Below are 22,474 nucleotides of genomic sequence, written 5' to 3'. Positions count from 1 at the left end.
ACGGTTACCTCCTTCGGCATCTGGCCGCGCGAGGCATGACGAGCGGGGCAGTGTTCAGGTAAGAAAAGCATCGGACACGAAAAGTATCAGGCATGAAAAGTATCAGGCATGAAAAGTATCAGGCATGAAAAGTATCAGGCATGAAAAAGCGCCGCCCCTCGTGAGAGGAGCGGCGCTCTTGAATTCAGACTGACTCTTGCTTGATCTGGTACGGCCAGCCGGACTCGAACCGGCACGCCCGAAGGCAGGAGATTTTAAGTCTCCGGTGTCTACCGATTCCACCATGGCCGCGCAGACTGGCGCATAACTTATCATATTTCAGATCAAGGTCAACTTTAATGGCAATGACACCTTACTGAATACGTGATTCAACTGACTGTTATGCAATGAAATTGCGACGCTGAATGGTCATCGTGAGCGGTGACATTGAGACAGGAAGAGCAGAGCGATTTTTGCCCGGCATGATCACGGCAAGCAACGCGAAAAGGTGCACGGTGGAGAAGGGCAGGAAAACAGAGGGTCAGTACCGAGCACGAAGGCGCACAGGAGAAATCCTTCATGGGATTAGGGCGACTGTCAGAATCACTGGACAGATGAAAAAAAGATATCACGCGGCAAGGCAACGACTTGGCAAGACGTAGACCAGGTGATAGCCAAGCGAAAAAGCGCCAGGGTTGCAGCAATGCAAATCGAAACAAGCAAGGGAAGTGTGACGACCCGAAGGGGGTGGGTGTCATAGCCATTCCAGAGAGAAACAGGGGATGTTTCGGTATCTGAAATGGAGGCTGGAGTCGGAATCGAACCGGCGTACACGGAGTTGCAGTCCGCTGCATGACCACTCTGCCATCCAGCCTCAATGATCGAGATGTCAGTCGAAACTGATGTCTGATCCGAGGAGTATCCACTGATGCTGCTGCAGATACATGAATCAGTAAATCAGGTGGATGTTGCGCTACCTGTGTTACTGGAGCGGGAAACGAGATTCGAACTCGCGACCCCAACCTTGGCAAGGTTGTGCTCTACCACTGAGCTATTCCCGCTGAACTCGAGGTCGAATTATACGGATAATTCCCATGCTGTCAAACAGTTAATGAAAAATTGTCTCGCGAGTCAGGTCGCTGGAAACGAAAACGCCCACCGGCCATAGGGGCGGTGGGCGTTGAGGCATTCGCAGCATCTCGTGGCTGAACGGGGTGTCAGACCGAGCGCACCAGTTCCGGCCAGGCGGCGCGCAGGTAGCTGATCATCGACCACAGCGTCAGCGCAGCCGAGATATACAGCAGGGCGAGGCCGGTGTCCCCTCCGACACTGCCTGGGGCGAAGAACAGCAGCATGAACAGGGCGAGCATCTGGGCAGCCGTCTTCAGTTTGCCGACCCAGGACACCGCGACGCTGCCGCGCTTGCCGATCTCGGCCATCCACTCACGCAGTGCCGAGATGACGATCTCGCGACCGATGATGACCAGGCTCGGGATGGTCATCCACAGGCTGTCGTAGCGTTCGATCAGCAGGCCCAGTGCCACCGCGACCATCAGCTTGTCGGCGACGGGGTCCAGGAAGGCGCCGAAGGGCGTGGTCTGATTCCACAGGCGGGCCAGATAGCCATCGAACCAGTCGGTGATGGCGGCCAGTGCGAAGAGCAGCGCCGTCAGCGGCAGGCTCCATGCATAAGGCAGATAGAAACATACCACCAGCAGCGGAATGAACAGGATGCGGATCAGAGTCAGGATATTGGGGATGCTCATCGTGACGGCACGAGTCCTTGCATGAAGCGTAGGTGGCTGGGCGCAATCGAGGGCGAGTCGAGCCCCTGAAGAAAGCCGTTCGATTGACGCCGCACAAGTCGTCTATTCTAGCCTGCCGGCGGCGCATTCAGCCATGCCAAACGGCAGGTTATTCAAGCCAACGCTCTGTCACTCTTCCTTGAGCGTTGAGTCGATGGTGCCAGAGGCCACCATGTCGTGCACGGGAGGCAGCCATGCAGCGTCTGATTCATCAGCCATGCAGCGCCTGGTGGATCAGCTCGGCGAGCGACTCGCTGATGCCGGGCACGCGGGCCAGTTCCGGTTTGGAGGCCTGTTTCACCCCCTGCAGTCCGCCGAAGAACTTGAGCAGCTCGCGGCGCCGCTTGGGGCCGACTCCCGCGATTCCCTCCAGACTTGAGGTGCGCCGCGCCTTGTCGCGTTTGGCGCGGTGACCGGCGATGGCGAAGCGGTGCGATTCATCGCGCACATGCTGGATCAAGTGCAGCGCTGGCGAGTGGCTGTCGAGGTCCAGAGTGTCATGCACCGTCTCGATGAACAGCGTCTCGAGCCCTGCCTTGCGCGTAGTGCCCTTGGCCACCCCGAGCAGGATGATATCGGTCACGCCGAGTGACTCGAACACCCCGCGCGCCATGTTGAGCTGTCCCTTGCCGCCATCGACCAGCAGGATGTCCGGGCGCTTGCCTTCACCTTCCTGAAGTCGCTTGAAGCGCCGCGTCAGCGCCTGTTGCATGGCGGCGTAGTCATCGCCCGCCGTCACGCCTTCGATATTGAAGCGGCGGTAATCCGACTTGATCGGGCCGTCATGATCGAAGACCACGCAGCTGGCCACGGTCGCCTCGCCATGACTGTGGGAGATGTCGAAGCATTCCAGTCGCTTGGGCACTTCATCGAGTCCCAGCGCATCGCGCAGCGACAGGAAGCGGTTGGACAGCTGCTGGCGGCTGGCCAGCTGGGTGGCCAGATGTTGCTCGGCGTTGGTCTGCGCCAGTGTCAGCCACTGGGCGCGGTGGCCGCGCACCTGATGCGCGACCCGTACCCGCCGCTCGGCCTTCTCGCTCAGGGCGCCTTCCAGCAGGTTGGCGTCATCAAGGGCCAGCGAGGTCAGCACCTCATCGGGCATCTCCCTGTCCTGGCCGAGATAGTACTGGCTGACGAAGCTGGTCAGCAGTTCACTGCTGGTCAGGTCCAGGCCATTGTCGGGCGAGAAGTGGCGCGCGCCGAGCATGCGGCCCTGACGGACCGAGACCACGCTGATGCAGAGCCCGCCGGGGCGCTCGGCCAGCGCCAGAATATCGGCGTTGCCGGTGCCGGTGTCGACGTATTGCTTCTCCTGCATGCGGCGCAGCTGGGCAACCTGATCACGCAGGCGAGCCGCTTCCTCGAATTCCAGCCGCATGGCCGCGTCTTCCATCGCCTGGCTGAGCTCGTCGGTGACCTTGTCACTCTGGCCGTTCAGGCACATCACCGCATGTTCCATGTCGCGGCGATAATCCTGCTTGCTGATGTAGTCGACACACGGCGCGGTGCAGCGGTTGATCTGATATTGCAGGCACGGGCGCTCGCGGTGGGCGAACACCGAATCCTCGCAATTGCGCAGGCGGAAGATCTTCTGCATCAGGGTCAGAGACTCGCGCACCGCGACGCTGCTCGGGTAGGGGCCGAAGTAGCGTCCGTCATTGCGCTTGTGGCGCACGCGCTTGAACTCCAGCGCCGGATAGTCGTGGTGCTGGCTGATGAAGACGTAAGGGTAGGATTTGTCGTCACGCAGCAGGATGTTGTAGGGCGGGCGCAGCTCCTTGATCAGGGTCTGCTCCAGCAGCAGGGCCTCGGTCTCGCTGCGCGTGATGGTGACCTGCACATCGGCGATGCGCCCGACCAGCGCTTGGGTCTTGGCATTCAGGCCGGTGTTGCGGAAATAGCTGGAGAGGCGTGCCTTGAGGCGCTTGGCCTTGCCCACATACAGCACGTCGCCTGCGCTATCCAGCATGCGGTAGATGCCCGGTGCATCGCTGACATGCTTGAGGAAATGGCGAGCATCGAAGCCGGTCGCCTCGCTGCCCTGCAGCAGGTCACTGCTGGCGTCACTGGTGATCAGACGGCTGGAGACCCGTGCGGCATCGCTGCGTGCGCGACTGTCAGCCTGCGCGCTGGCATCACGGGCTGGCGAGCCTTCAGGCTGGGCAGGATTGCCAGATGGCTGCTCATTCTCGGGTGACTGAGAAGTGGTGTCCGTCATCGTGGGATCAGTGTGCTGCTTGGCCATGAGGTTCCTCGTCCAGAGATGCCTCGAGTCTATCAAACAAGGGCGATTGCTCGCAGGCATGGGGGCGACGCTGCCATGCTGCAATGCCTGCTGTCATGACCGGCCCGATCAGGACGTGCCACTCAAGAACGCCTCAGACAGAAACGCCTCAGACAGAAACGCCTCATGCAAGAACGCCACCCGGGAAGGTGACATTCTTGCATGAGGCGTTGACGGCGCTGCTCGGGAGTGTCACGAGCAGCGCGGGCCTGCAGTGTGTGACGGGCTAGCAAGGTGTGCTTGTTCAAGCCTCGTCAGGACGGTCCAGCACGTAGTCATCCAGCAGCTGGTGACGCATGGCCAGATGCGTCATCTCCACGTCGCTGGTTACGCCAAGCTTGTCGAAGATGCGGTAGCGGTAGGTGTTGACCGTCTTCGGGCTCAGGTGCAGGCGGTCCGAGATCTCGCTGACGCGATGGCAATTGACGATCATCGTCGCCACTTGCAGCTCGCGGCTCGACAGCTGATCGAAGGGATTGCTGCGCTGGGTGTCCATGCCCGAGAACACCAGGCGCTGGGCGATTTCCGGGGATAGATAGCGTTCGCCTGCGGCCACCTGATGGATGGCGCGAATCATCTCGTCAAAGGGCGTGCCCTTGGAGATGAAGCCGAAGGCTCCCGCTTCCAGCAGGCGTTTGGCGAAGGACTCTTCCAGATAGGCGGTCAGCACGATGACTCTGACGTCGGGCAGGCTGCGCACGATCTTCTGTGTGGCTTCCAGGCCATCGACGCCGGGCATGCGGATGTCCATGAGCACGATATCCGGGCTGTGCTCACGGCAGAGTTTGATCGCGGTTTCGCCATCCGAGGCTTCTGCAATCACCTTGAGCCCATCCTCTAGCTCAATGGTACGGACGATGCTGGTACGCACCAGGTGGTGGTCGTCAGCGACAAGAACCTTGATCAAGGCGGCTCCAGTAAAGGTGTCAATAAGTAGTGAAGTGAATGCGCGATCCAATGTACCCATTGGACAAGGGCTTGTCGATGCCCTGTCATCCAGTGAGTCGCGCTCAGGATAACCACTGCTGATATAGTGCTAGCGTGATCCTGCTCCTTGTCGTCGGCCGTGTGACAGTGAGCGAGCCGCTGCGGTAAATCGTGCCTCGCGATGTGACCCGTAGACTTCACGCACTCCACAAAGCGCAGCAAAAATAAGAGGTTGACGACGTATTCGTCGCTCTGTAATATGCGCTCCATCGTGAAGACGGGGCCTTAGCTCAGCTGGGAGAGCGCAACACTGGCAGTGTTGAGGTCAGCGGTTCGATCCCGCTAGGCTCCACCATGACTCGCGACAAGTCTGTCCAGGTTTCACGTGCCCACTTGCCTGCAGGTGACACATGACATGACAGTCTGATTAGGGGCCTTAGCTCAGCTGGGAGAGCGCAACACTGGCAGTGTTGAGGTCAGCGGTTCGATCCCGCTAGGCTCCACCAGAATTCTTGAAAAAGCGGTCATCCTTCGGGGTGGCCGCTTTTTTGTGCCCGGCTTTCAGCTCGCCCCTGTCTGCTTCACATATATAGCCGCCGGTGCCCGGGTCTGCCAATGCTGATTGGAATAGGTGGTAAATCTCACCCGGGTTCGTGATTGGCTGAAATTGCCGCCAATCATTGCCTGATCGTCTCAAGTTGTTGATGAGAGGCAGGCATGGCGCTAGATTGGCGACATGAGCAGACAAGAGATCACACGACTCGTGGCGAGCCTCGCCCATGAGGAAGGCATTCGAGAGACCGCAGTGAAGGGCGTGCAGCTCTTTCGCATGATGGAGCCCGTTCGTTGCGCGCCGGCCATCTATGAACCCGCCGTGGTGGTGATCGTCAGCGGTGCCAAGGAGGCGATACTGGACGGCGAGCGGCATGTCTACGACAGCCGCCAGTATCTATGTTGTCCCATCTCGATGCCGGTCGAGGCGGGCGCCCCCACGGCCTCGCCAGAGATGCCATTGTTGGGCGTGTACGTCTCGCTGGACACGCGGGTGATGACGGAGCTTGCCATCGAGATGGAAAGCGCTGCGGGGCTTGTGCGCAAGCCGGGCAGCGGCCCACTGCCGCCGGGGCTTGCCCTGGCGCATTGGGACGCCGCCTTCAGCGATGCCTTGTTGCGACTGCTGCAGGTGGCGCAGAACCCCCTTGACGCGGCGATACTGGGAGAAGGGCGGCTGCGGGAGCTTTACTACGCCGTCCTGAAGGGTGAGGCGGGGGAGTCGGCGCGACGGGCCTTCGGGGTGGGCAATGAGATCGCGCGGACGATCGATTACCTGTCCAGTCGACTGGATGAGCCGGTCAGCATTGAAGACATGGCCGGGCGGGTCGGCATGAGTCGCGCCGTCTTCCACCGCAAGTTCAAGCAGGCGACCACGATGTCGCCGATCCAGTTCGTGAAGTCCATGCGCCTCAATACCGCTGCCATGCAGATCGCCAATGGCAAGACCGTCAGCGAGGCGGCCATGGCCGTGGGCTATGTGAGCTCGTCGCAATTCTGTCGCGAATTCAAGCGTCTGTACGGGCAGTCGCCCAAGCAATGGAGTCAGTTCAAATAGCGACACGCCACCAGCGGGGCAAGAAAAAACGGCCATCCGAAAGGAGGCCGTTTTTTCATGGCTGGCGATCATCCTGCTCGTGGGGTACTAGAGCACCGCTTCACTCTCCTCGACACGCTCGAAGAGGATCAGGTGATCGGCCTGGATACGCAGCATGACCCGCTCACCGGGCTGGTAGTCGTGATGGCTGTTGAAGGCCGCCTCGACTTCCCGCCCGGAAGGCAGCGCCAGCCGGTAGAGGGTGCTGGTACCGGCGAAGGTCGCGCTGAGCACGCGTGCCTTGAGGTCGGTCGCTTCCGAATCCCCTTCGGCCAACACCAGGTCATCCGGGCGCAGCAGCACATCCACCGGCGTGCCGGGTGCATACGGATAGGCACGGTTGCCGCGAATCACGCCCAGCTCCGTGCTCACGCATTCGTTGTCCTTCAGCGTGCCGGGGATGAAATAGCCCTGGCCGATGAAGTTGGCGACGAAGCGCGTGGCGGGTTCGTGATACAGGTTGAACGGCGTGTCCCACTGCTGCAGATGACCGCCGTGGATCACGCCGATCTGGTCGGCCATCGCGAAGGCCTCATTCTGGTCATGCGTGACCAGCACCGCGCTGATGCCGAGGTGTTTGAGAATCCGCCGCACCTCCTGGCTCAGTTGACGGCGCAGCTCCACGTCCAGATTCGAGAACGGCTCATCGAGCAGCAGAATGCGCGGCTCCGGTGCCAGCGCGCGAGCCAGGGCCACGCGCTGCTGCTGGCCACCGGACAGTTCATGTGGGAAGCGCTCGCCGAGGTGGGCGAGGCCGACCAGGGTCAGCAGCTCCGTCACCTTGTCATTGCGCGCTTCACGGGTCATGCGGCGCACACCGAAGGCCACGTTGTCCGCCACGCTCAGATGGGGGAACAGCGCGTAATCCTGGAAGACCATGCCGACATGGCGCTGCTCTGGCGCAGTCAGATGAGTCGCGCTGGACAGCACCTCGCCTTCGAGACGAATCTCGCCCATTGCTACCGGTTCGAAGCCGGCAATCGCGCGCAGCAGCGTGGTCTTGCCGCAGCCGGAGGGGCCGAGCAGGCAGGCAATGTCACCCTTGTTGAGGGAGAAATTGATGTCGCGAGTCACGACGGTGGTGTCGTAGCGACATTCCAGCGAATCGATCTGAAGGAGCGGTTGCATGATGGCAGGTCAGTCCGGATGGCGATGAAGGCAACGGGGCAGGGGAGTGTCCGTCTCGCTTGAGCATACGCGAGCGCCGCCTGCGTGGATGCAGGCGGCGGCTCAGTCCTGAGCTTCAGTGCTGATGGCTCAGTCCTGGCGACCCAGCATCAGGAACTCGAGCAGTGCCTTCTGGGCGTGCAGGCGGTTGCCTGCTTCCTGCCAGACGACGGCGCGCGGGTCATCCAGCAGCCCCATGCTGATCTCTTCGCCGCGGTGTGCCGGCAGGCAGTGCAGGAAGATGACATCGTCGGCGGCCTTGTCGAGCATGGCTTCATCGACCTGGAAACCGGCGAAGTCGGCTTCACGCTTGAGCTGCTCTTCTTCCTGGCCCATGGAGGCCCAGACATCGGTGGTCACCAGGTCCGCGCCCTGCACGGCTTGCTGCGGGTCACGATGGATGCTGACGCGCTGGCCAGCCGCCGCGACGATCTCGCTGTCCGGCTCGTAGCCTTCCGGGCAGCAGATGCGCAGGTTGAAATCGAACTGACGCGCGGCGTTGATCCAGGAGTGGCACATGTTGTTGCCATCGCCGATCCAGACCGCTGTCTTGCCCTTCACGGAGCCACGGCATTCGGTCCAGGTCATCACGTCGGCCAGCAGCTGGCACGGATGATAGTCATCGGTCAGCGCATTGATGACCGGCACGCTGGAGGCGTCGGCGAAGGCTTCGATGTCGGAATGGGCGAAGGTGCGGATCATCACGCCATCGACCATCTCGGACAGCACGCGGGCGGTGTCGCCGATCGGCTCGCCACGGCCCAGCTGGGTGTCGCGCGGTGACAGGAACAGCGCATGGCCACCGAATTGCGCCATGGCCGTCTCGAAGGACACGCGGGTGCGCGTGGAGGACTTCTCGAAGATCATCGCCAGGGTGCGGTTGGCGAACGGCGTATAGACCGGACCTTCCTTCTTCAGCCCATCCTTGATGGTGATGGCGCGCTGGATGAGGTAGTCGAGTTCTTCCGGAGAAAGGTCAAGCAGGGTCAGAAAGTGCCGGGTGGCCATCGAGCGGGCTCCTGTCAGGGTCTCGGGCAGCACCATCGAAAAGGGCGCCATGCGTCGGAGGGAAGGAAGTCGCCGACGATCACGGCGCCCGGATGGCGCTGCCTGTCAAAAGAGCCATCCTAGCCAGCTCGGCGCGAGCGTGCAACGCTCGCGCCGTTATCAGGGCAGCCATGGCGCGCGCTGCAGTGCCGATGCGCGCTGCTGCAGACAGCAATCTACAACTCGGGCACTATCGGGGGCTGAATTCATGGCTTACCCCCAGTAGAATGAGGGAATGACACTCACGGGCCTTGCGCCCACCGTCCGAGGATTGCACATGAGCACTACCATCGAATCGATCGAAAAGCAGATTGGCGAGAACCCGATCCTCCTGTACATGAAGGGCACCCCGCAGCTGCCGCAGTGCGGTTTCTCTGCGCAGACCGTGCAGGCCGTCATGTCCTGCGGCGAGCGTTTCGCCTTCGTCAACATCCTCGACAACCCGGACATCCGCGCCGAGTTGCCGAAGTACGCCAACTGGCCGACCTTCCCGCAGCTGTGGATCAACGGCGAGCTGGTCGGCGGCTGCGACATCGTGGTCGAGATGTACCAGAGCGGCGAGCTGGAGCCGATGATCAAGCAGGCCGCTCAGGCAGCTTCCGCCGAGTGATCGGCAGTCTGATCTGACCTGCTGGATCTGACACGCGCTGATCTAGGCAAATGCCGTTCAGAAAAAACGCCCCCGCAGCCTGGCTGCGGGGGCGTTTTCTTTTCTGGCTCTAGGGGAGCCTGTCAGCCGGAGAAGCTGTCAGAAGCTCTGCCAGTCAGGGCGCGGGCGCGTCGAGCGAGACCGGCACCTCGTCATTCATGCCCTGTTCCTTCATCGCCAGGTCCCAGCCGCCCAGGTCCTTGAAGCGGTTGACCATCGCGCAGAACAGCTCCGCGGTACGTTCGGTGTCATAACGCGCCGAGTGGGCGGAGGCGTTGTCGAACTCGATGCCGGCGGCACGGCAGGCGCGCGCCAGTACCGTCTGGCCATAGACCAGACCCGCAAGCGAAGCGGTATCGAAGCACGAGAACGGGTGGAACGGATTGCGCTTGATGCCGCAACGCTCGACTGCCGCGTTCAGGAAGCCCTGATCGAAGGCCGCATTGTGGCCGACCAGCACCGCACGCGTGCAGCCGTGCGCCTTGATGGCCTTGCGCACCGGGCTGAAGATCTCGCCCAGCGCCTGATTCTCGGCCACCGCGACCTGCTTGCGCACCGGGTTGTCGAGATCGATACCGGTGAAATCCAGTGCCGACTGTTCGATGTTGGCGCCCTCGAAGGGGGCCACGTGGAAGGCATAGGTCGCATCCGGCACCATGTTGCCATCGTCGTCCATGGTCAGCGTGACGGCAGCGATCTCGAGCATTGCATCACCGGCGGCATTGAAACCACCCGTCTCGAGGTCGACCACCACTGGCAGAAAGCCACGGAAGCGCTGTGCCATCTGCGTGCGCTCGCTCGCCTGGGTCATCAAGATCTCCAATCCCGTCATTGCATCTCGTGCTGCGCCGTGCGTATCGCCGACGCTCAAGGTGGCCAATTGTAGCAGGGCGAAAAGGGCGCGTCGCGGCGCTGGCCGCGTGCCGGGGTGTCTCTGGCCCTCCTGGCAGTATCGGTGAGGTGCCAGCCTCGCTATAATCGGCCTCACATCGTGATTCGGGTAGATGAGCGGCTGCGCTTGCGCGGTCTTCGCTCGTCTGGACCGGGCGATCCAACCCCACCTGCGGCCACGGCGTTCATCAGTGGTACGCGGGAACTACAAGCATCAACTCAGGAGTCAAGCATGTCCGACGTGCAAAAGGTCGTTCTCGCCTACTCCGGCGGCCTGGACACTTCAGTCATCGTCAAGTGGCTGCAGGAAACCTACAACTGTGAAGTCGTGACTTTCACAGCTGACCTCGGTCAGGGCGAGGAAGTCGAGCCGGCGCGTGCCAAGGCAGAAGCCCTCGGCGTGAAGGAGATCTACATCGAAGACCTGCGCGAGACCTTCGTCCGCGATTACGTCTTCCCGATGTTCCGTGCCAACGCCATCTATGAAGGCGAGTACCTGCTGGGCACCTCCATCGCACGTCCGCTGATCGCGCGTCGCCTGGTCGAGATCGCCAACGAGACCGGCGCCGACGCCATCTCCCACGGTGCGACCGGCAAGGGCAACGACCAGGTGCGTTTCGAGCTGGGCGCCTACGCGCTGAAGCCGGGCATCCAGGTCATCGCGCCGTGGCGTGAGTGGGACCTGAACTCCCGCGAGAAGTTGATGGAATACTGCGAGCAGCACGGTATCGAAGTCGACTACGCCAAGAACAAGAAGAAGTCTCCGTACTCCATGGACGCGAACCTTCTGCACATCTCCTATGAAGGTGGCGTGCTGGAAGACCCGTGGACCGAGTGCGAAGAAGAAATGTGGCGCTGGAGCGTCAGCCCGGAGCAGGCGCCGAATGACGCGACCTACATCGACCTGACCTACGTGAAGGGTGATATCACTGCCATCGACGGCAAGGAAATGGCCGCTCACGAAGTGCTCGAGTACCTGAACAAGGTCGGCGGCGCCAACGGCATCGGCCGTCTCGACATCGTCGAGAACCGTTACGTCGGCATGAAGTCGCGTGGCTGCTACGAAACACCGGGCGGCACCATCATGATGCGTGCTCACCGTGCCATCGAATCCATCACCCTGGACCGCGAAGCGGCCCACCTGAAGGACGAGATGATGCCCAAGTACGCCGAGCTTGTGTACAACGGCTACTGGTGGAGCCCGGAGCGTCGCATGCTGCAGGCGGCCATCGATGAGTCCCAGAAGGTCGTCAACGGCGTCGTGCGTCTCAAGCTCTACAAGGGCAACGTGATCGTCGTCGGCCGTCAGTCCGAAGATTCGCTGTTCGATGAGTCCATCGCGACCTTCGAAGACGACGCGGGCGCCTACGACCAGAAAGATGCTGCCGGCTTCATCAAGCTGAACTCCCTGCGCCTGCGTATCGCGGCCAGCAAGGGACGTGGCATCGAGTAATCTCTGATCCGATAGCCTGATCTCGGAACACCATGACGCCGGCCCCTGCTGCAGCCATTCGCTGCCATAGGGGTCGGCGTCGTGCTATCTGGTGGTCGGCCGAGCGCTGTTCACCCCCACGGGGGCATGCGATGCTGACACAAGCGCCATTTCATTCTCATTTCTGCACGTGAACCGCCGGCGAGCGTCACGAGAGCCGGCCAAGGAAGATGTCTCATGCTGGGTATGCTGAAGAAACTGTTTGCCGCAGGCGAGCCTGCGCCGGTCAAGGAACCGGAAGCCACCGAATACAAGGGCTATCTGATCGTGGCGATGCCGCAGAAGCACGATGGTCAATATCGGGTGTCGGGCGTGATCCGCAAGCCGGTGGAAGGCGGCGAGATGCTGGAGCACCGTTTCGAGCGCTCCGACACCGTGCCGGGCGAAGAGGGCGCCGTGGAGCTGACCCTGCTCAAGGCGAAGCGCACCATCGATGACCTGGGTGACAGCATCTTCGAGCGCTGATCGCCCCCGGAGCTGACCGCTGCGCACTTGACCCTACCTTCAGGAGCACGCCCATGATCACGGTTCACCATCTGGAAAACTCGCGCTCGCAGCGCATCCTGTGGCTGCTGGAAGAGTTGAATCTTGAATACCGTCTGCAGACCTATGCCCGCGACAGCAACAGCATGCGTGCGCCCAAGGCGCTGAAGGAGATACACCCGCTGGGCAAGGCGCCGATCATCACCGACACCACGCTGGCGGGAGAGAATGCCGAGCCGGTGGTGGTCGCCGAGTCCGGGGCGATCATCGAATACCTGATCGATCTGTACGCCGGCCAGGGCAGCGGCAGCACCGCACACCTGCGCCCGCCCGCCGGCAGCCAGGCCGAGCGTGACTATCGCTTCTGGCTGCACTTCGCCGAGGGCTCGGCGATGCTGCCGTTGATACTCAGGCTGGTATTCTCGCGTCTCGACAAGCCACCGGTGCCGTGGCTGGTGCGCCCGATCTCGCGCAAGCTGGCCAAGGGCGTGAATGACAGCTTCATCAGCCCGGAGATCAAGGCGCATCTCGCCTACATGGATACCTGTCTCGAGCATCGCCAGTGGCTTGCCGGTGACTCGCTGACCGGTGCCGATATCCAGATGAGCTTCCCGATCCAGGTGCTTGATGCGCGCCAGGGGCTCAAGAATCACCCGAATATCCAGGAATGGCTGGCCCGCATCCGTCAGCGCGAGGCCTTTCAGCGCGCCGTGGCCAAGGGTGGCGAGCTGGCGCTCTGACGCGCTGATGTTTGTGCGCCCTGAGGTGCTGATGCTTTTGTGCTCTGAGGTGCTGATGCGTTGATGCCTGGGCGCGCTGCGCAAACATCACATGGCTTGCGCATTTCTGCGCTATTGATGTCATTTAGACTTTCGTCGGGATTCTTTCGGCATCCGAGCTGTCACATCTTAACGTTATATCGGTAGGTTCTGCTTTAGATATTTAAGCTACAGTTAATGCTTATTGACCTCGAGCGGGCGACAGCCGCCCAGTCACCAAGCTGGGTAGCGAAGCGCGAAGGATGCTAGGAAGAGCATCGCAAGACAGAACGACAAGACAGAACGACAAGACAGAACGACAAGACAGAACGACAAGACAGAACAGAAGACCGTGAGCGATGCATCGGCAAGCGAACAGGGAGTTCGCCGTGGTGCCGATGGATAAACAGGATGCAGGACAAGGAGTCGACCGGGGGCCTGGCATGGCACACAAGAGTCTGCGTGAACAATCACTGGAACAAGCACTCAAGCAGATGGAGCGCGACAAGGCCCGCCTTGAACGCCGACTGGCGGGACTGGAGGAAAAACTGTCGGCGACGCTCGACGGTACCGGCCTGCGCCTCTGGCAACTCGAGGTGCCCAGCGGCAAGCTCACCATCTTCAACTATCGCTGGGGACGCATGCTGGGCTACCAGCCGGGCGAGCTGAACGCCCATTTCGATGTCTGGCGTGAGCACCTGCACCCGGAAGACCGCGAGGAAGTGCTCGCCAACCTCAATGACCACCTGGAGGGGCGCACCGAGGTCTATCAGGTCGTGCATCGCATGCTGGCTCGCGATGGCAGCATCACCTGGGTCGCCGACCGCGGGCGGGTAGTCGAACGCGATGAGCACGGCGATGCCCTGCGCCTGCTGGGCACGCATACCGACATCAGTCATGAGAAAGACTACGAAGCGCGCCTCAATGCGCTGGCCAGCACCGATGCCCTGACGGGGCTTGCCAATCGTCAGGCCATCAACAGCTGGCATCAGCGACCGCTGGCCGATGACAGTGCCTTGATCTTCATCGACCTTGACGGCTTCAAGCAGGTCAATGACCAGTTCGGCCATCGTGCCGGCGATGAAGTGCTGGTGCTGGTCGCGCATGGCCTGAACGATGAGCTGCATCGACTGAGCATCCACCAGCATCTCTCGGCGCGTTTCGGCGGCGATGAATTCCTCTTTCAGCTGCCCCGCATGACACTGCCGCGTGTCGAACATATCGCCCGTCGCTGGCTGGAGCGCTTCGCGCATCCCCTCGAGATCAGCGGTGGCCTCGGCTGCGTCGGCCTGAGCATCGGCATCTGTTTCGGGCGCGAAGCCGACAATCGCTTCGGGCTGGCGCTGGAACAGGCCGATCAGGCGATGTATCGAGTCAAGCACCACGGCAAGCACGGCTTCAAGGTTCACTCGACGCGGGAAGACCGCGAGGGCGACAACCGGACCGCGAGTCAGCAGGCCCCCGCCAGTCGGCTGCCTTCCTGGCTGCATCCGGAGGCTGAATCGAAGCTGAGACCTGCGCCGAAACCGGAGCCGGAACCGGAACCGGAACCGGAACCGGAACCGGAACCGGAGCCCAAATTGGAGCCGGCACCGGCACTGAGGCCTGCCTCATCGCCACCACCTCGTCAGGCGCCCTTGCCACCGGCCCTGCCAGCGAGACAGCCAGCCGCGGCATCAAGGCCAGAGAAGAAAGGTGAGAGAGGAAAGGTGAGAGAGGAAAGGTGAGAGGCATGACCCTGAATACACGCCCCGGTGACACTCGGCATTCCAAGCCCCCCGCACGCGCAGGCGTCGGGGGGCTTTTGTCTTTCAGGCCACTCGACTGATGGGCGTGGCACAACGCTGCAGCGCGAATGCCATCATTTTCTGATATGACTATTGCATCCGGCAAGGTCGCGAACGACGCTGGGGGAGCGGCAAGGCAGGATGAGCCGAGGCCCCGAGCGTCATGGAAGCGTCGTGGCACAGGACAGGCATGAGCGGCGGCCTCCAGTGCCGCCTTTATCAGCAGGGCGAGTGTCCTCAAGGAGAGAAGGATGAGTAGCAGCGAGTCTGGCCGACAGTTCATCAATCAGCCACGCCAGGTCGTCGGCGAGGCCCTGGAAGGCTGCGCACGACTGCGCCACCCGGATGGCAGTGGCGTGCGGCTGTCAGACCCCGCCAGTGGCATGCGCCTGGTAGTGCGTGATGACTGGGCGCGTGATGACTGGGCGCGTGATCAGGTCGCGCTGATTTCCGGTGGCGGCTCGGGGCATGAACCCGCGCACGCAGGCTTCGTCGGTGCTGGCATGCTGACAGCCGCCGTGTGTGGTGAGCTGTTCGCCTCGCCGACGGTGGACGCCGTGCTGGCGGCGATCCGCGAAGTCACCGGTGAGGCCGGGGCCTTGCTGATCGTCAAGAACTACACCGGGGATCGCCTCAACTTCGGGCTGGCCGCCGAGCGGGCGCGCCAGGAAGGCTTCAAGGTCGAGATGGTCATCGTCGCCGACGATGTGGCGCTGCCCGACAATCCGCAGCCGCGTGGGCTGGCCGGCACGCTGCTGGTGCACAAGGTCACCGGTGCGCTGGCGGCACGGGGGGCGGGCCTCAAGGAAATCACCGCCATCGCGCGTCGCGTCGGCGACAGCTGTTCAACCCTGGGCGTGGCCTTCAATGTCGGCCGTCATCCCGGCAAGCCGCGTGAGCAGCGCGCACCGGAACTGGGGCTAGGCATTCACGGCGAGCCGGGCGCCATGGCGCTGGAGCTTGGCAGCAACTCGGGCACCCACGGCGTGCATGCGGTCATGGACACCGTGGTCACGGCGCTGGTGCAGGGTCATTCGCGCAAGGATGTCGGCGGCGACCTGCCGGCCAGCGGCCATCTGCTGCTGATCAATGATCTGGGCGGTTGCTCGGCGCTGGAGCGCAGCCTGCTGCTGGAAGAAGCGCTGACCCATCCGTCGCTGCAGGCGCTGGGCATCCATGCCGTGGTCGGCCCGCAACCGCTGATGACCTCGCTGGACATGCACGGTTTCTCGCTGACGCTGCTGCCGCTGGATAGCTTGCTAGAAGAGGCGCTCAGCGCCAGCTGCGCGCCGGTGGCCTGGCCGGGCGTGCAATCGGTGACGCCACTGGCGCACTTCACGCCGAGTCAGGACGCCGTCAGAACCGCCAGTGATGAGGCCTCGGATGCCAGACGTGCCCAGGCCAAGGCCGACTGCCAGGCGCGTGCCGCCCGTGGCGTGAAATCGCGTGCCGGCCTGCCGGGCGATCCGCAGGTCGAGCAACGCCTGCGCGCGGCATTGGAAGTCCTGCTTGCCAGCGAGGCGGATCTCGACCGACTCGATGCCATCAGCGGCGACGGTGATACCGGCAGCACCTTCGCCAGTGGCGCGCGCGCGGTGATCGAAGCGCTGGAAGACTGCGAGCTGGCATGTGGTGATTCCGGCGAGCTGATGGCCACCATCGGCAAGCAGCTGGCCCACGGCATGGGTGGCTCCAGTGGTGTGCTGCTCTCGACGCTGTTCACCGCCGCCGCCACCCGCTGGAAGGAGCAGTCGGACACGCATGGCCAGGCGCCAATGAGCCAGCGCTGGCACGATGCCCTGAGTCACGGCGTCGCCCGCATGCAGCATTACGGCGGCGCCTCACGCGGCGACCGCAGCCTGCTGGATGCGCTGTTGCCGGCGCTGGAGGCATTGCAGTCTTCGTTGCAGGCCACCCCGGGTGGGCGTGTCGACTGGGGTGGCATGGCGCGCGCCGCCCGTGAGGGAGCGGATGCCACCGCCGCGATGGAGCGCGCACGCGCCGGACGCTCCGCCTACGTGCCCGCCGCGCATCTGGTCGGCAACAGCGACCCGGGCGCGGAAGCCGTGGCGCGTGTCTTCGAAGCGCTGGCCGATGCCGCCGAGGAAGCGGCGGGCTGATACGGTTGACCGGCTGATTTGAGTGACCGGCTGATGTGATTGACCGGCTGATTTGAGTGAATGGCTGAGTCGCTTGACCCGAATGGCCAGTGTCTGAGCTCTCCAGCCCCCAAAAGCTCTAAAACCAAAGCCCCATAAAGCAAAAGCCCCATAAACCAGAAGGCCCGCCCATGAACCTCATGTTCAGGGGCGGGCCTTCTTGCATTATGTGGCCAGGCCAGCGGTCAGGCGACTTTCTGACGTGTCGGCAGGCGAATCAGACGGGTGGCGATGGCGGTGCCCAGCAGGGTGATGCCCATGCCGGTGAGGATGCGCGCATCGATCACCTCATCGAGCAGCATGTTGCCCCATAGCAGCGCGCTGACCGGTACCAGGAAGGTCACCGAGGTGGTCGCGGTGGCGCCGGCGCTGGCCAGCAGGCGGAAGAAGATCAGAAAGGCCAGGCTGGTGCTGAGCACCGCCAGCGCGATCGCGCTGCCCCAGGCCTCCAGGCTGACGCTGGTCGTCGGCCACATCCACAGGCCCGGAATCAGCAGCAGCAGGGACGACATCAGCGAGCTGCCTGCAGCCAGCACCGGTGAGGGCAGGTGACTCAGGCGCTGGCGCGAGAAGTTGGAGGCGAAGCCGTAGCAGAAGGTCGCGCCGAGGGCGGCGAGGATGAACCAGCCATCGCCGCCGAGCTGGAAGTCGAGGCGATCGCTCGACAGCACATAGACACCGCTGAAGGCCACGGCCAGGCCGAGATACTGCTGCTTCTGGATCGGCGTGGCGAACAGCGCCATGCCCAGCAGCGCGGTGAACAGCGGCGTGGTGGCATTGATCAGCGAGGTGAAACCGGCTTCCAGCTGGGTGGTGGCCAGCGCCAGCAGGCAGAAGGGCAGCGCCTGACTGGTCAGCCCCAGCACCGCAAGCGGGCCCTTGTGTTCCCACAGCAGCTTCAACCGGCCCACGCCCAGCAGCAGCGGGGCCAGCACCAGCGCGCCGATGCCCATGCGCAGCAGGATCAGCGTGGTCGGGCCGAATTCCGGCGCAGCCACGCGCATGAAGATGAAAGACATGCCCCAGAGGCTGGAAAGCAGGACAAGACGCAAGGCATCGCTGGCGGACATGGTGTTCTCGACGTGGTGTGTAAAAGGCAGTCCGACAGGCTAGCCCCTCATGCGCGTCACGGGAAGCATGACCTTGTGCCTGTCGCTCTTCTTTCCCAGGCCCAGCTCCAGCTCCAGCCCGCTGGCCTCAGGCGGAGGGTATCGCACCACGCTGGATGGCGGCGATATCGCGGGCGGCGCGCTCGAGTGCCGGCAGATGCTTGAGCATGTCCTCGCGCGACTGGCGCATCACCGGCGCCTGGATGGCCACGCCGATGTTGGAGGGCCCATCGGGATTGGGCGCCAGCACCGCGATGCACACCAGCCCGGGCAGGAATTCCTCGTCATCCAGCGCGAAGCCCTGCTGGCGGACCTGCTCGATCTCGGCCTCGACGGATTCGATGTCGGTCAGGGTATTGCGTGTCATCGCGTTCAGCGGCGTGCCGGTCAGCAGACGACGGCGCTGGGCGGGCGGCATCTGGGCCAGAAACAGCTTGCCGCTGGCGGAGCAATGCACCGGCACCCGGGAACCGGGGTGCAGATAGAAGCGCAGCGGGGCCTGGGTCTCGACGCGGTCCAGATACAGCACCTCGCTGCCGGACAGCGCCGTGATGTTGCAGCTCTCGCCGACCTCTTCCATCAGCCGGTTGAGCACGCCGTGGCGGGCACCCTGCACGGTGTCGTTGAGCAGCAGGTTCTCCGCCAGACGGCGCAGGCGGCTGCCCTTGCTGTAATGGCGGTTGTCCGCCTCGCGCTGCAGCATGCCGCTGCCTTCCAGCTGCTGCAGCATGCGATGCAGCGTCGGCTTGGGCAGGCCGGTCTCTTCCACCAGCCCCTGCAACGTGAAGAACTGGTCCTTGGCGGCGATCACCTCCAGCAGTGCCAGCAGGCGCTGGGCAGGTGTATCACCCTCTATCTTGCTGCCTTCCCTGGCGGTGTCGCTGTCCTTGCGGTCATGCGGCAGGCTCGTGTGGGGTTGGGTGGCACTGTTCATGGGCGTTTTCCTCTTTCGATCCGTGCGCTGAACGGTCGTGCGCCGGGGCGGTCGTGTGTCGAGCCGTCATGCGCGGGGCAGTATGGCGCGCAAACGCGCGGCCCGTCAGTGCCTTGCGTTGCTGCGCCTACTGTAACAGTACTCCATTCATCGGAAGAAGTTTCTAAAAAAGGTGCGTTTTTCATCATTTTTCGAAATCGTGCTTGACGGACTGCTCGGTGAGGGCTAATTTTGGTCACATGTTTCGGTAATCGGAACTAAATGTATCAATAAACATAAAATTCAAAAGTTGGAGACGCCATGAGCACTCAAGACAGCGCAGACAATCGCAAGGTCGTGCAGGGCAAGCAGAAGATGACCCCTTCCGAGGCCTTCGTGGAAACCATGGTCGCCAATGGCGTCACCGACATGTTCGGCATCATGGGTTCCGCCTTCATGGATGCGATGGACATCTTCGCGCCGGCCGGCATTCGCCTCATTCCGGTGGTGCATGAGCAGGGCGCTGCCCACATGGCCGACGGCTATGCTCGTGTCTCCGGCCGTCACGGCATGGTGATCGGCCAGAACGGTCCGGGCATCTCCAACTGCGTCACCGGCATCGCGGCCGCTTACTGGGCGCACAGCCCGGTGGTCATCGTCACGCCGGAAGCCGGCACCACCGGCATCGGCCTGGGCGGCTTCCAGGAATGCAAGCAGCTGCCGATGTTCCAGGAATTCACCAAGTACCAGGGCCACGTGACTCACCCGTCGCGCATGGCGGAATACACCGGTCGCTGCTTCGATCGCGCCATGTCCGAGATGGGCCCGACCCAGCTCAACATTCCGCGTGACTACTTCTATGGCGAGATCGAATGCGAGATTCCCAAGCCGGCACGTGTCGACCGCGGCCCGGGTGGCAGCAAGAGTCTGGATGAGGCGGCCGAGCTGCTGGCCAGCGCCAGGTTCCCGGTCATCGTCTCCGGTGGCGGTGTGGTGATGGCCGATGGCGTCGAGGAGTGCAAGGCACTGGCAGAGCGTCTCGGCGCGCCGGTGGTCAACAGCTACCAGCACAACGATTCCTTCCCGGCCAGCCACCCGCTGTGGTGTGGTCCGCTCGGCTACCAGGGTTCCAAGGCGGGCATGAAGCTGATCTCCCAGGCCGATGTGGTCATCGCGCTGGGCACCCGTCTCGGGCCGTTCGGTACCCTGCCGCAGCACGGCATGGACTACTGGCCGAAGGACGCGAAGATCATCCAGATCGACGCCGACCACAAGATGCTGGGCCTGGTGAAGAAGATCTCCGTCGGCATCTGCGGCGATGCGCGTGAAGCGGCCATCGCCCTGACCGAGCGCCTGGCAGGCCGCACGCTGGAATGCGATGCCTCCAAGGACTCGCGCCTCAGCACCATCCGCGAAGAGAAGGCCGCCTGGGAAGCGGAGCTGGACGAGTGGACCCACGAGAAGGACGCCTTCAGCCTCGACGCCATCGACGAGGCCAAGGATGAGAAGCCGTTCTCCGGCGGCGAATACCTGCACCCGCGTCAGGTTCTGCGAGAGCTGGAAAAGGCCATGCCGGAAGATGTCATGGTCTCCACCGACATCGGCAACATCAACTCCGTGGCCCACAGCTATCTGCGCTTCGACAAGCCGCGCAGCTTCTTCGCCCCGATGAGCTTCGGCAACTGCGGCTACGCGCTGCCGACCATCATGGGTGCCAAGACTGCCGCGCCGGAACGTCCGGCCATCGCCTACGCCGGTGACGGCGCCTGGGGCATGAGCCTGATGGAAATCATGACCGCCGTGCGTCACGACATTCCGGTCACGGCTGTCGTCTTCCACAACCGTCAGTGGGGCGCCGAGAAGAAGAACCAGGTCGAGTTCTATAACCGTCGCTTCGTCGCCGGTGAGCTGGACAATCAGAGCTTCGCCGAGATCGCCCGCTCCATGGGTGCCGAAGGCATCACCGTCGACCGTCTGGAAGACGTGGGCCCGGCCCTCAAGAAGGCCGTCGACATGCAGATGAACGAAGGCAAGACCTGCGTCATCGAGGTGATGTGTACTCGCGAACTGGGCGACCCGTTCCGCCGCGATGCCCTCAAGAAGCCGGTGCGTCTGCTCGAGAAGTATCAGGATTACGTGTAACGCCGATCGCTGATCGCGCTGTGCAGGTCATGGATGGCAGCGTGATGTTCAAGCGATAGCGCGACGCGCAAGCAGGACTGGAGCTCTCCCTTGCCCCGGCCATTTCAGATGTCCGGGGCTTTTTGGATGTGTCGGTTGCCTGCAGGGGCAGCGAGGAGACAGACATGAAGGCACTCAACAACATTCTGGCGCGGGCCAAGGCAGACCCGCGCCGTATCGTGCTCTGCGAAGGGCAGGACATGCGGGTGGTGCAGGCGGCGGTGAATGCGGCGGAACAGGGCCTGGCGCAGGTGATGCTGGTGGGCGACCCCACTGTCATCGCCGCCACCGCCAGAGAGGCGGGGCTTGAGGATCAGGCGCTGGCCCGGCTCATGCTGATCGACCCCGCCACCTCCGAGCACACCGCCAGGCTTGCCGAGGCGCTGCACGCGCATCGCGCGGCCAAGGGCATGACGATGGAGCTTGCCGCCGAGAAGATTCGTGATCCACTGACGTTTTCCAACATGCTGGTGCGCGAAGGCCTGGCGGATGGCTCGGTGGCCGGCGCCGTACTGACCACGGCCGATGTGGTGCGCACCGCCATTCAACTGCTCGGGCTGGCGCCGGGCAGCAAGCTGGTCTCCAGCTTTTTTCTGATGATGCTGTGCAAGCCGTTCCACAACCTGAAGGGCGGCATGATCTTCTCGGACTGCGGGCTGGTGATAGACCCCGACGCCGAGGAGCTTTCGCAGATCGCGCTGGCCGCTGCCGACAGCGCCCAGGCTCTGCTCGGGGAAGACCCGCGGGTGGCGATGCTGTCGTTCTCCACCAATGGCAGCGCGCATCACGCCGCCGTCGACAAGGTGGTGCAGGCCGCGCATCGCGTGCGCGAGCAACGCCCGGATATCGCCATCGATGAAGATGTGCAGCTCGACGCCGCCATCGTGGCGGAAATCGCTGAGCGCAAGCTGCCCACCTCGCGCGTCAAGGGCACCTCCAACGTGCTGGTGTTCCCCAATCTGGAAGCCGGCAACATCGGCTACAAGCTCGCCGAACGCATCGGCGGCGCAGAAGCCATCGGCCCGCTGCTCCAGGGCCTCGCCAAACCCGCCAACGACCTCTCGCGCGGCTGCTCCACCGCCGACATCCTCAATGTCATTGCGGTGACTGTCGTTCAGGCACAGCAGCGTAATCAGTAAGGCTGGATTTATTTCTTTGAGTTATTTCAATGCCGGACATATAGTTTTGTTCGGCA

At 62.8% G+C, this 22,474-nt stretch carries 17 protein-coding genes and 5 tRNA genes; 11 read left to right on the top strand and 11 right to left on the bottom strand.

Annotated elements, in window-relative coordinates; genetic code table 11:
• Window positions 1-206: 206 nt before the first annotated feature.
• The 6 genes from NH396_RS01850 to uvrY form a co-directional block, all read right to left on the bottom strand.
• Window positions 207-291: transfer RNA gene (locus NH396_RS01850), tRNA-Leu, on the bottom strand.
• Window positions 292-779: 488 nt separating this feature from the next.
• Window positions 780-853, bottom strand: a tRNA-Cys gene (locus NH396_RS01845).
• A gap of 112 nt (window positions 854-965) precedes the next feature.
• Window positions 966-1,040 (bottom strand) — tRNA-Gly (locus NH396_RS01840).
• 156 nt (window positions 1,041-1,196) lie between these two features.
• The gene (pgsA, locus tag NH396_RS01835) at window positions 1,197-1,745 is read right to left on the bottom strand and encodes a CDP-diacylglycerol--glycerol-3-phosphate 3-phosphatidyltransferase (protein WP_176677607.1); all 549 of its coding nucleotides are present in this window, start codon (window positions 1,743-1,745) and stop codon (window positions 1,197-1,199) included.
• A gap of 250 nt (window positions 1,746-1,995) precedes the next feature.
• A complete protein-coding gene (gene uvrC / locus NH396_RS01830) occupies window positions 1,996-4,029 on the bottom strand; it encodes an excinuclease ABC subunit UvrC (RefSeq protein WP_290441661.1) in 2,034 nt (677 codons plus the stop codon).
• A gap of 283 nt (window positions 4,030-4,312) precedes the next feature.
• Entirely contained in the window at window positions 4,313-4,975 is a 663-nt protein-coding gene (gene uvrY, locus NH396_RS01825; protein WP_043331360.1) for a UvrY/SirA/GacA family response regulator transcription factor, read from the bottom strand.
• A 299-nt stretch (window positions 4,976-5,274) separates the two neighbouring features.
• Between uvrY and NH396_RS01820 the strand changes: the two genes are divergently transcribed.
• The 3 genes from NH396_RS01820 to NH396_RS01810 all read left to right on the top strand — a co-directional run bounded on the left by NH396_RS01820 (window position 5,275) and on the right by NH396_RS01810 (window position 6,604).
• Window positions 5,275-5,350: transfer RNA gene (locus NH396_RS01820), tRNA-Ala, on the top strand.
• 75 nt (window positions 5,351-5,425) lie between these two features.
• Window positions 5,426-5,501: transfer RNA gene (locus NH396_RS01815), tRNA-Ala, on the top strand.
• A gap of 230 nt (window positions 5,502-5,731) precedes the next feature.
• Entirely contained in the window at window positions 5,732-6,604 is an 873-nt protein-coding gene (locus NH396_RS01810; RefSeq protein WP_253061179.1) for an AraC family transcriptional regulator, read from the top strand.
• Between the two features lie 87 nt (window positions 6,605-6,691).
• On the opposite strand, the gene NH396_RS01805 is transcribed toward NH396_RS01810, so the two are convergent.
• Window positions 6,692-7,771, bottom strand: coding sequence for an ABC transporter ATP-binding protein (locus NH396_RS01805; protein WP_253061177.1), 1,080 nt, complete (start codon window positions 7,769-7,771; stop codon window positions 6,692-6,694).
• 129 nt (window positions 7,772-7,900) lie between these two features.
• Window positions 7,901-8,818: an ornithine carbamoyltransferase gene (argF, locus tag NH396_RS01800; RefSeq protein ID WP_043331358.1), complete on the bottom strand. Its 918-nt coding sequence runs from the start codon at window positions 8,816-8,818 to the stop codon at window positions 7,901-7,903.
• A gap of 316 nt (window positions 8,819-9,134) precedes the next feature.
• Between argF and grxD the strand changes: the two genes are divergently transcribed.
• The gene (grxD, locus tag NH396_RS01795) at window positions 9,135-9,467 is read left to right on the top strand and encodes a Grx4 family monothiol glutaredoxin (RefSeq protein ID WP_176677604.1); all 333 of its coding nucleotides are present in this window, start codon (window positions 9,135-9,137) and stop codon (window positions 9,465-9,467) included.
• Between the two features lie 154 nt (window positions 9,468-9,621).
• Here grxD and rnt read toward each other — a convergent pair whose 3' ends face one another.
• Window positions 9,622-10,317, bottom strand: a complete 696-nt coding sequence (rnt, locus tag NH396_RS01790; RefSeq protein ID WP_176678431.1) for a ribonuclease T — start codon at window positions 10,315-10,317, stop codon at window positions 9,622-9,624.
• A 267-nt stretch (window positions 10,318-10,584) separates the two neighbouring features.
• Between rnt and NH396_RS01785 the strand changes: the two genes are divergently transcribed.
• From NH396_RS01785 to NH396_RS01765, 5 genes are all read left to right on the top strand, one after another.
• Window positions 10,585-11,850 (top strand): argininosuccinate synthase, encoded by a 1,266-nt coding sequence (locus NH396_RS01785; RefSeq protein WP_366071330.1) that lies wholly within the window; start codon window positions 10,585-10,587, stop codon window positions 11,848-11,850.
• A 216-nt stretch (window positions 11,851-12,066) separates the two neighbouring features.
• On the top strand, window positions 12,067-12,354 hold the full coding sequence (locus NH396_RS01780; RefSeq protein ID WP_306424366.1) for an HlyU family transcriptional regulator: 288 nt from the start codon (window positions 12,067-12,069) through the stop codon (window positions 12,352-12,354).
• A gap of 53 nt (window positions 12,355-12,407) precedes the next feature.
• Entirely contained in the window at window positions 12,408-13,112 is a 705-nt protein-coding gene (locus NH396_RS01775; protein ID WP_253061173.1) for a glutathione S-transferase, read from the top strand.
• 461 nt (window positions 13,113-13,573) lie between these two features.
• On the top strand, window positions 13,574-14,857 hold the full coding sequence (locus NH396_RS01770; RefSeq protein WP_253061171.1) for a sensor domain-containing diguanylate cyclase: 1,284 nt from the start codon (window positions 13,574-13,576) through the stop codon (window positions 14,855-14,857).
• 311 nt (window positions 14,858-15,168) lie between these two features.
• Window positions 15,169-17,037, top strand: coding sequence for a dihydroxyacetone kinase subunit DhaK (locus tag NH396_RS01765; protein ID WP_253061169.1), 1,869 nt, complete (start codon window positions 15,169-15,171; stop codon window positions 17,035-17,037).
• A gap of 224 nt (window positions 17,038-17,261) precedes the next feature.
• On the opposite strand, the gene NH396_RS01760 is transcribed toward NH396_RS01765, so the two are convergent.
• Together NH396_RS01760 and NH396_RS01755 are read right to left on the bottom strand one after the other, a co-directional pair.
• Window positions 17,262-18,146 carry a DMT family transporter gene (locus NH396_RS01760; protein ID WP_253061167.1) on the bottom strand — a complete coding sequence of 295 codons (885 nt, stop codon included), beginning with the start codon at window positions 18,144-18,146 and terminating at the stop codon, window positions 17,262-17,264.
• A gap of 127 nt (window positions 18,147-18,273) precedes the next feature.
• Complete coding sequence (locus NH396_RS01755) at window positions 18,274-19,119, bottom strand: IclR family transcriptional regulator (RefSeq protein ID WP_176677599.1); 846 nt, start codon at window positions 19,117-19,119, stop codon at window positions 18,274-18,276.
• Window positions 19,120-19,419: 300 nt separating this feature from the next.
• On the opposite strand from NH396_RS01755, the gene xsc reads away from it, so the two are divergent.
• Entirely contained in the window at window positions 19,420-21,240 is a 1,821-nt protein-coding gene (gene xsc / locus NH396_RS01750; protein ID WP_253061165.1) for a sulfoacetaldehyde acetyltransferase, read from the top strand.
• 164 nt (window positions 21,241-21,404) lie between these two features.
• Window positions 21,405-22,418, top strand: coding sequence for a phosphate acetyltransferase (pta, locus tag NH396_RS01745; protein WP_253061163.1), 1,014 nt, complete (start codon window positions 21,405-21,407; stop codon window positions 22,416-22,418).
• The last annotated feature ends 56 nt before the right edge of the window (window positions 22,419-22,474 follow it).

The sequence above is a fragment of the Cobetia sp. Dlab-2-AX genome (assembly GCF_024124625.1).
In the GTDB taxonomy this organism is placed as follows: domain Bacteria; phylum Pseudomonadota; class Gammaproteobacteria; order Pseudomonadales; family Halomonadaceae; genus Cobetia.
Note: the sequence above shows the minus strand (reverse complement) of the source record. Positions and strands in the feature narration are given on the sequence as shown.

Bases quoted from the DNA above. Each gene is read 5' to 3' on its own strand.
- pgsA (WP_176677607.1), bottom strand. From the start codon at position 1,745: ATGAGCATCCCCAATATCCTGACTCTGATCCGCATCCTGTTCATTCCG.
- uvrC (WP_290441661.1), bottom strand. From the start codon at position 4,029: ATGGCCAAGCAGCACACTGATCCCACGATGACGGACACCACTTCTCAG.
- NH396_RS01810 (WP_253061179.1), top strand. From the start codon at position 5,732: ATGAGCAGACAAGAGATCACACGACTCGTGGCGAGCCTCGCCCATGAG.
- NH396_RS01805 (WP_253061177.1), bottom strand. From the start codon at position 7,771: ATGCAACCGCTCCTTCAGATCGATTCGCTGGAATGTCGCTACGACACC.
- argF (WP_043331358.1), bottom strand. From the start codon at position 8,818: ATGGCCACCCGGCACTTTCTGACCCTGCTTGACCTTTCTCCGGAAGAA.
- grxD (WP_176677604.1), top strand. From the start codon at position 9,135: ATGAGCACTACCATCGAATCGATCGAAAAGCAGATTGGCGAGAACCCG.
- rnt (WP_176678431.1), bottom strand. From the start codon at position 10,317: ATGACCCAGGCGAGCGAGCGCACGCAGATGGCACAGCGCTTCCGTGGC.
- NH396_RS01780 (WP_306424366.1), top strand. From the start codon at position 12,067: ATGCTGGGTATGCTGAAGAAACTGTTTGCCGCAGGCGAGCCTGCGCCG.
- NH396_RS01775 (WP_253061173.1), top strand. From the start codon at position 12,408: ATGATCACGGTTCACCATCTGGAAAACTCGCGCTCGCAGCGCATCCTG.
- NH396_RS01770 (WP_253061171.1), top strand. From the start codon at position 13,574: ATGGCACACAAGAGTCTGCGTGAACAATCACTGGAACAAGCACTCAAG.
- NH396_RS01765 (WP_253061169.1), top strand. From the start codon at position 15,169: ATGAGTAGCAGCGAGTCTGGCCGACAGTTCATCAATCAGCCACGCCAG.
- NH396_RS01760 (WP_253061167.1), bottom strand. From the start codon at position 18,146: ATGTCCGCCAGCGATGCCTTGCGTCTTGTCCTGCTTTCCAGCCTCTGG.
- NH396_RS01755 (WP_176677599.1), bottom strand. From the start codon at position 19,119: ATGAACAGTGCCACCCAACCCCACACGAGCCTGCCGCATGACCGCAAG.
- xsc (WP_253061165.1), top strand. From the start codon at position 19,420: ATGAGCACTCAAGACAGCGCAGACAATCGCAAGGTCGTGCAGGGCAAG.
- pta (WP_253061163.1), top strand. From the start codon at position 21,405: ATGAAGGCACTCAACAACATTCTGGCGCGGGCCAAGGCAGACCCGCGC.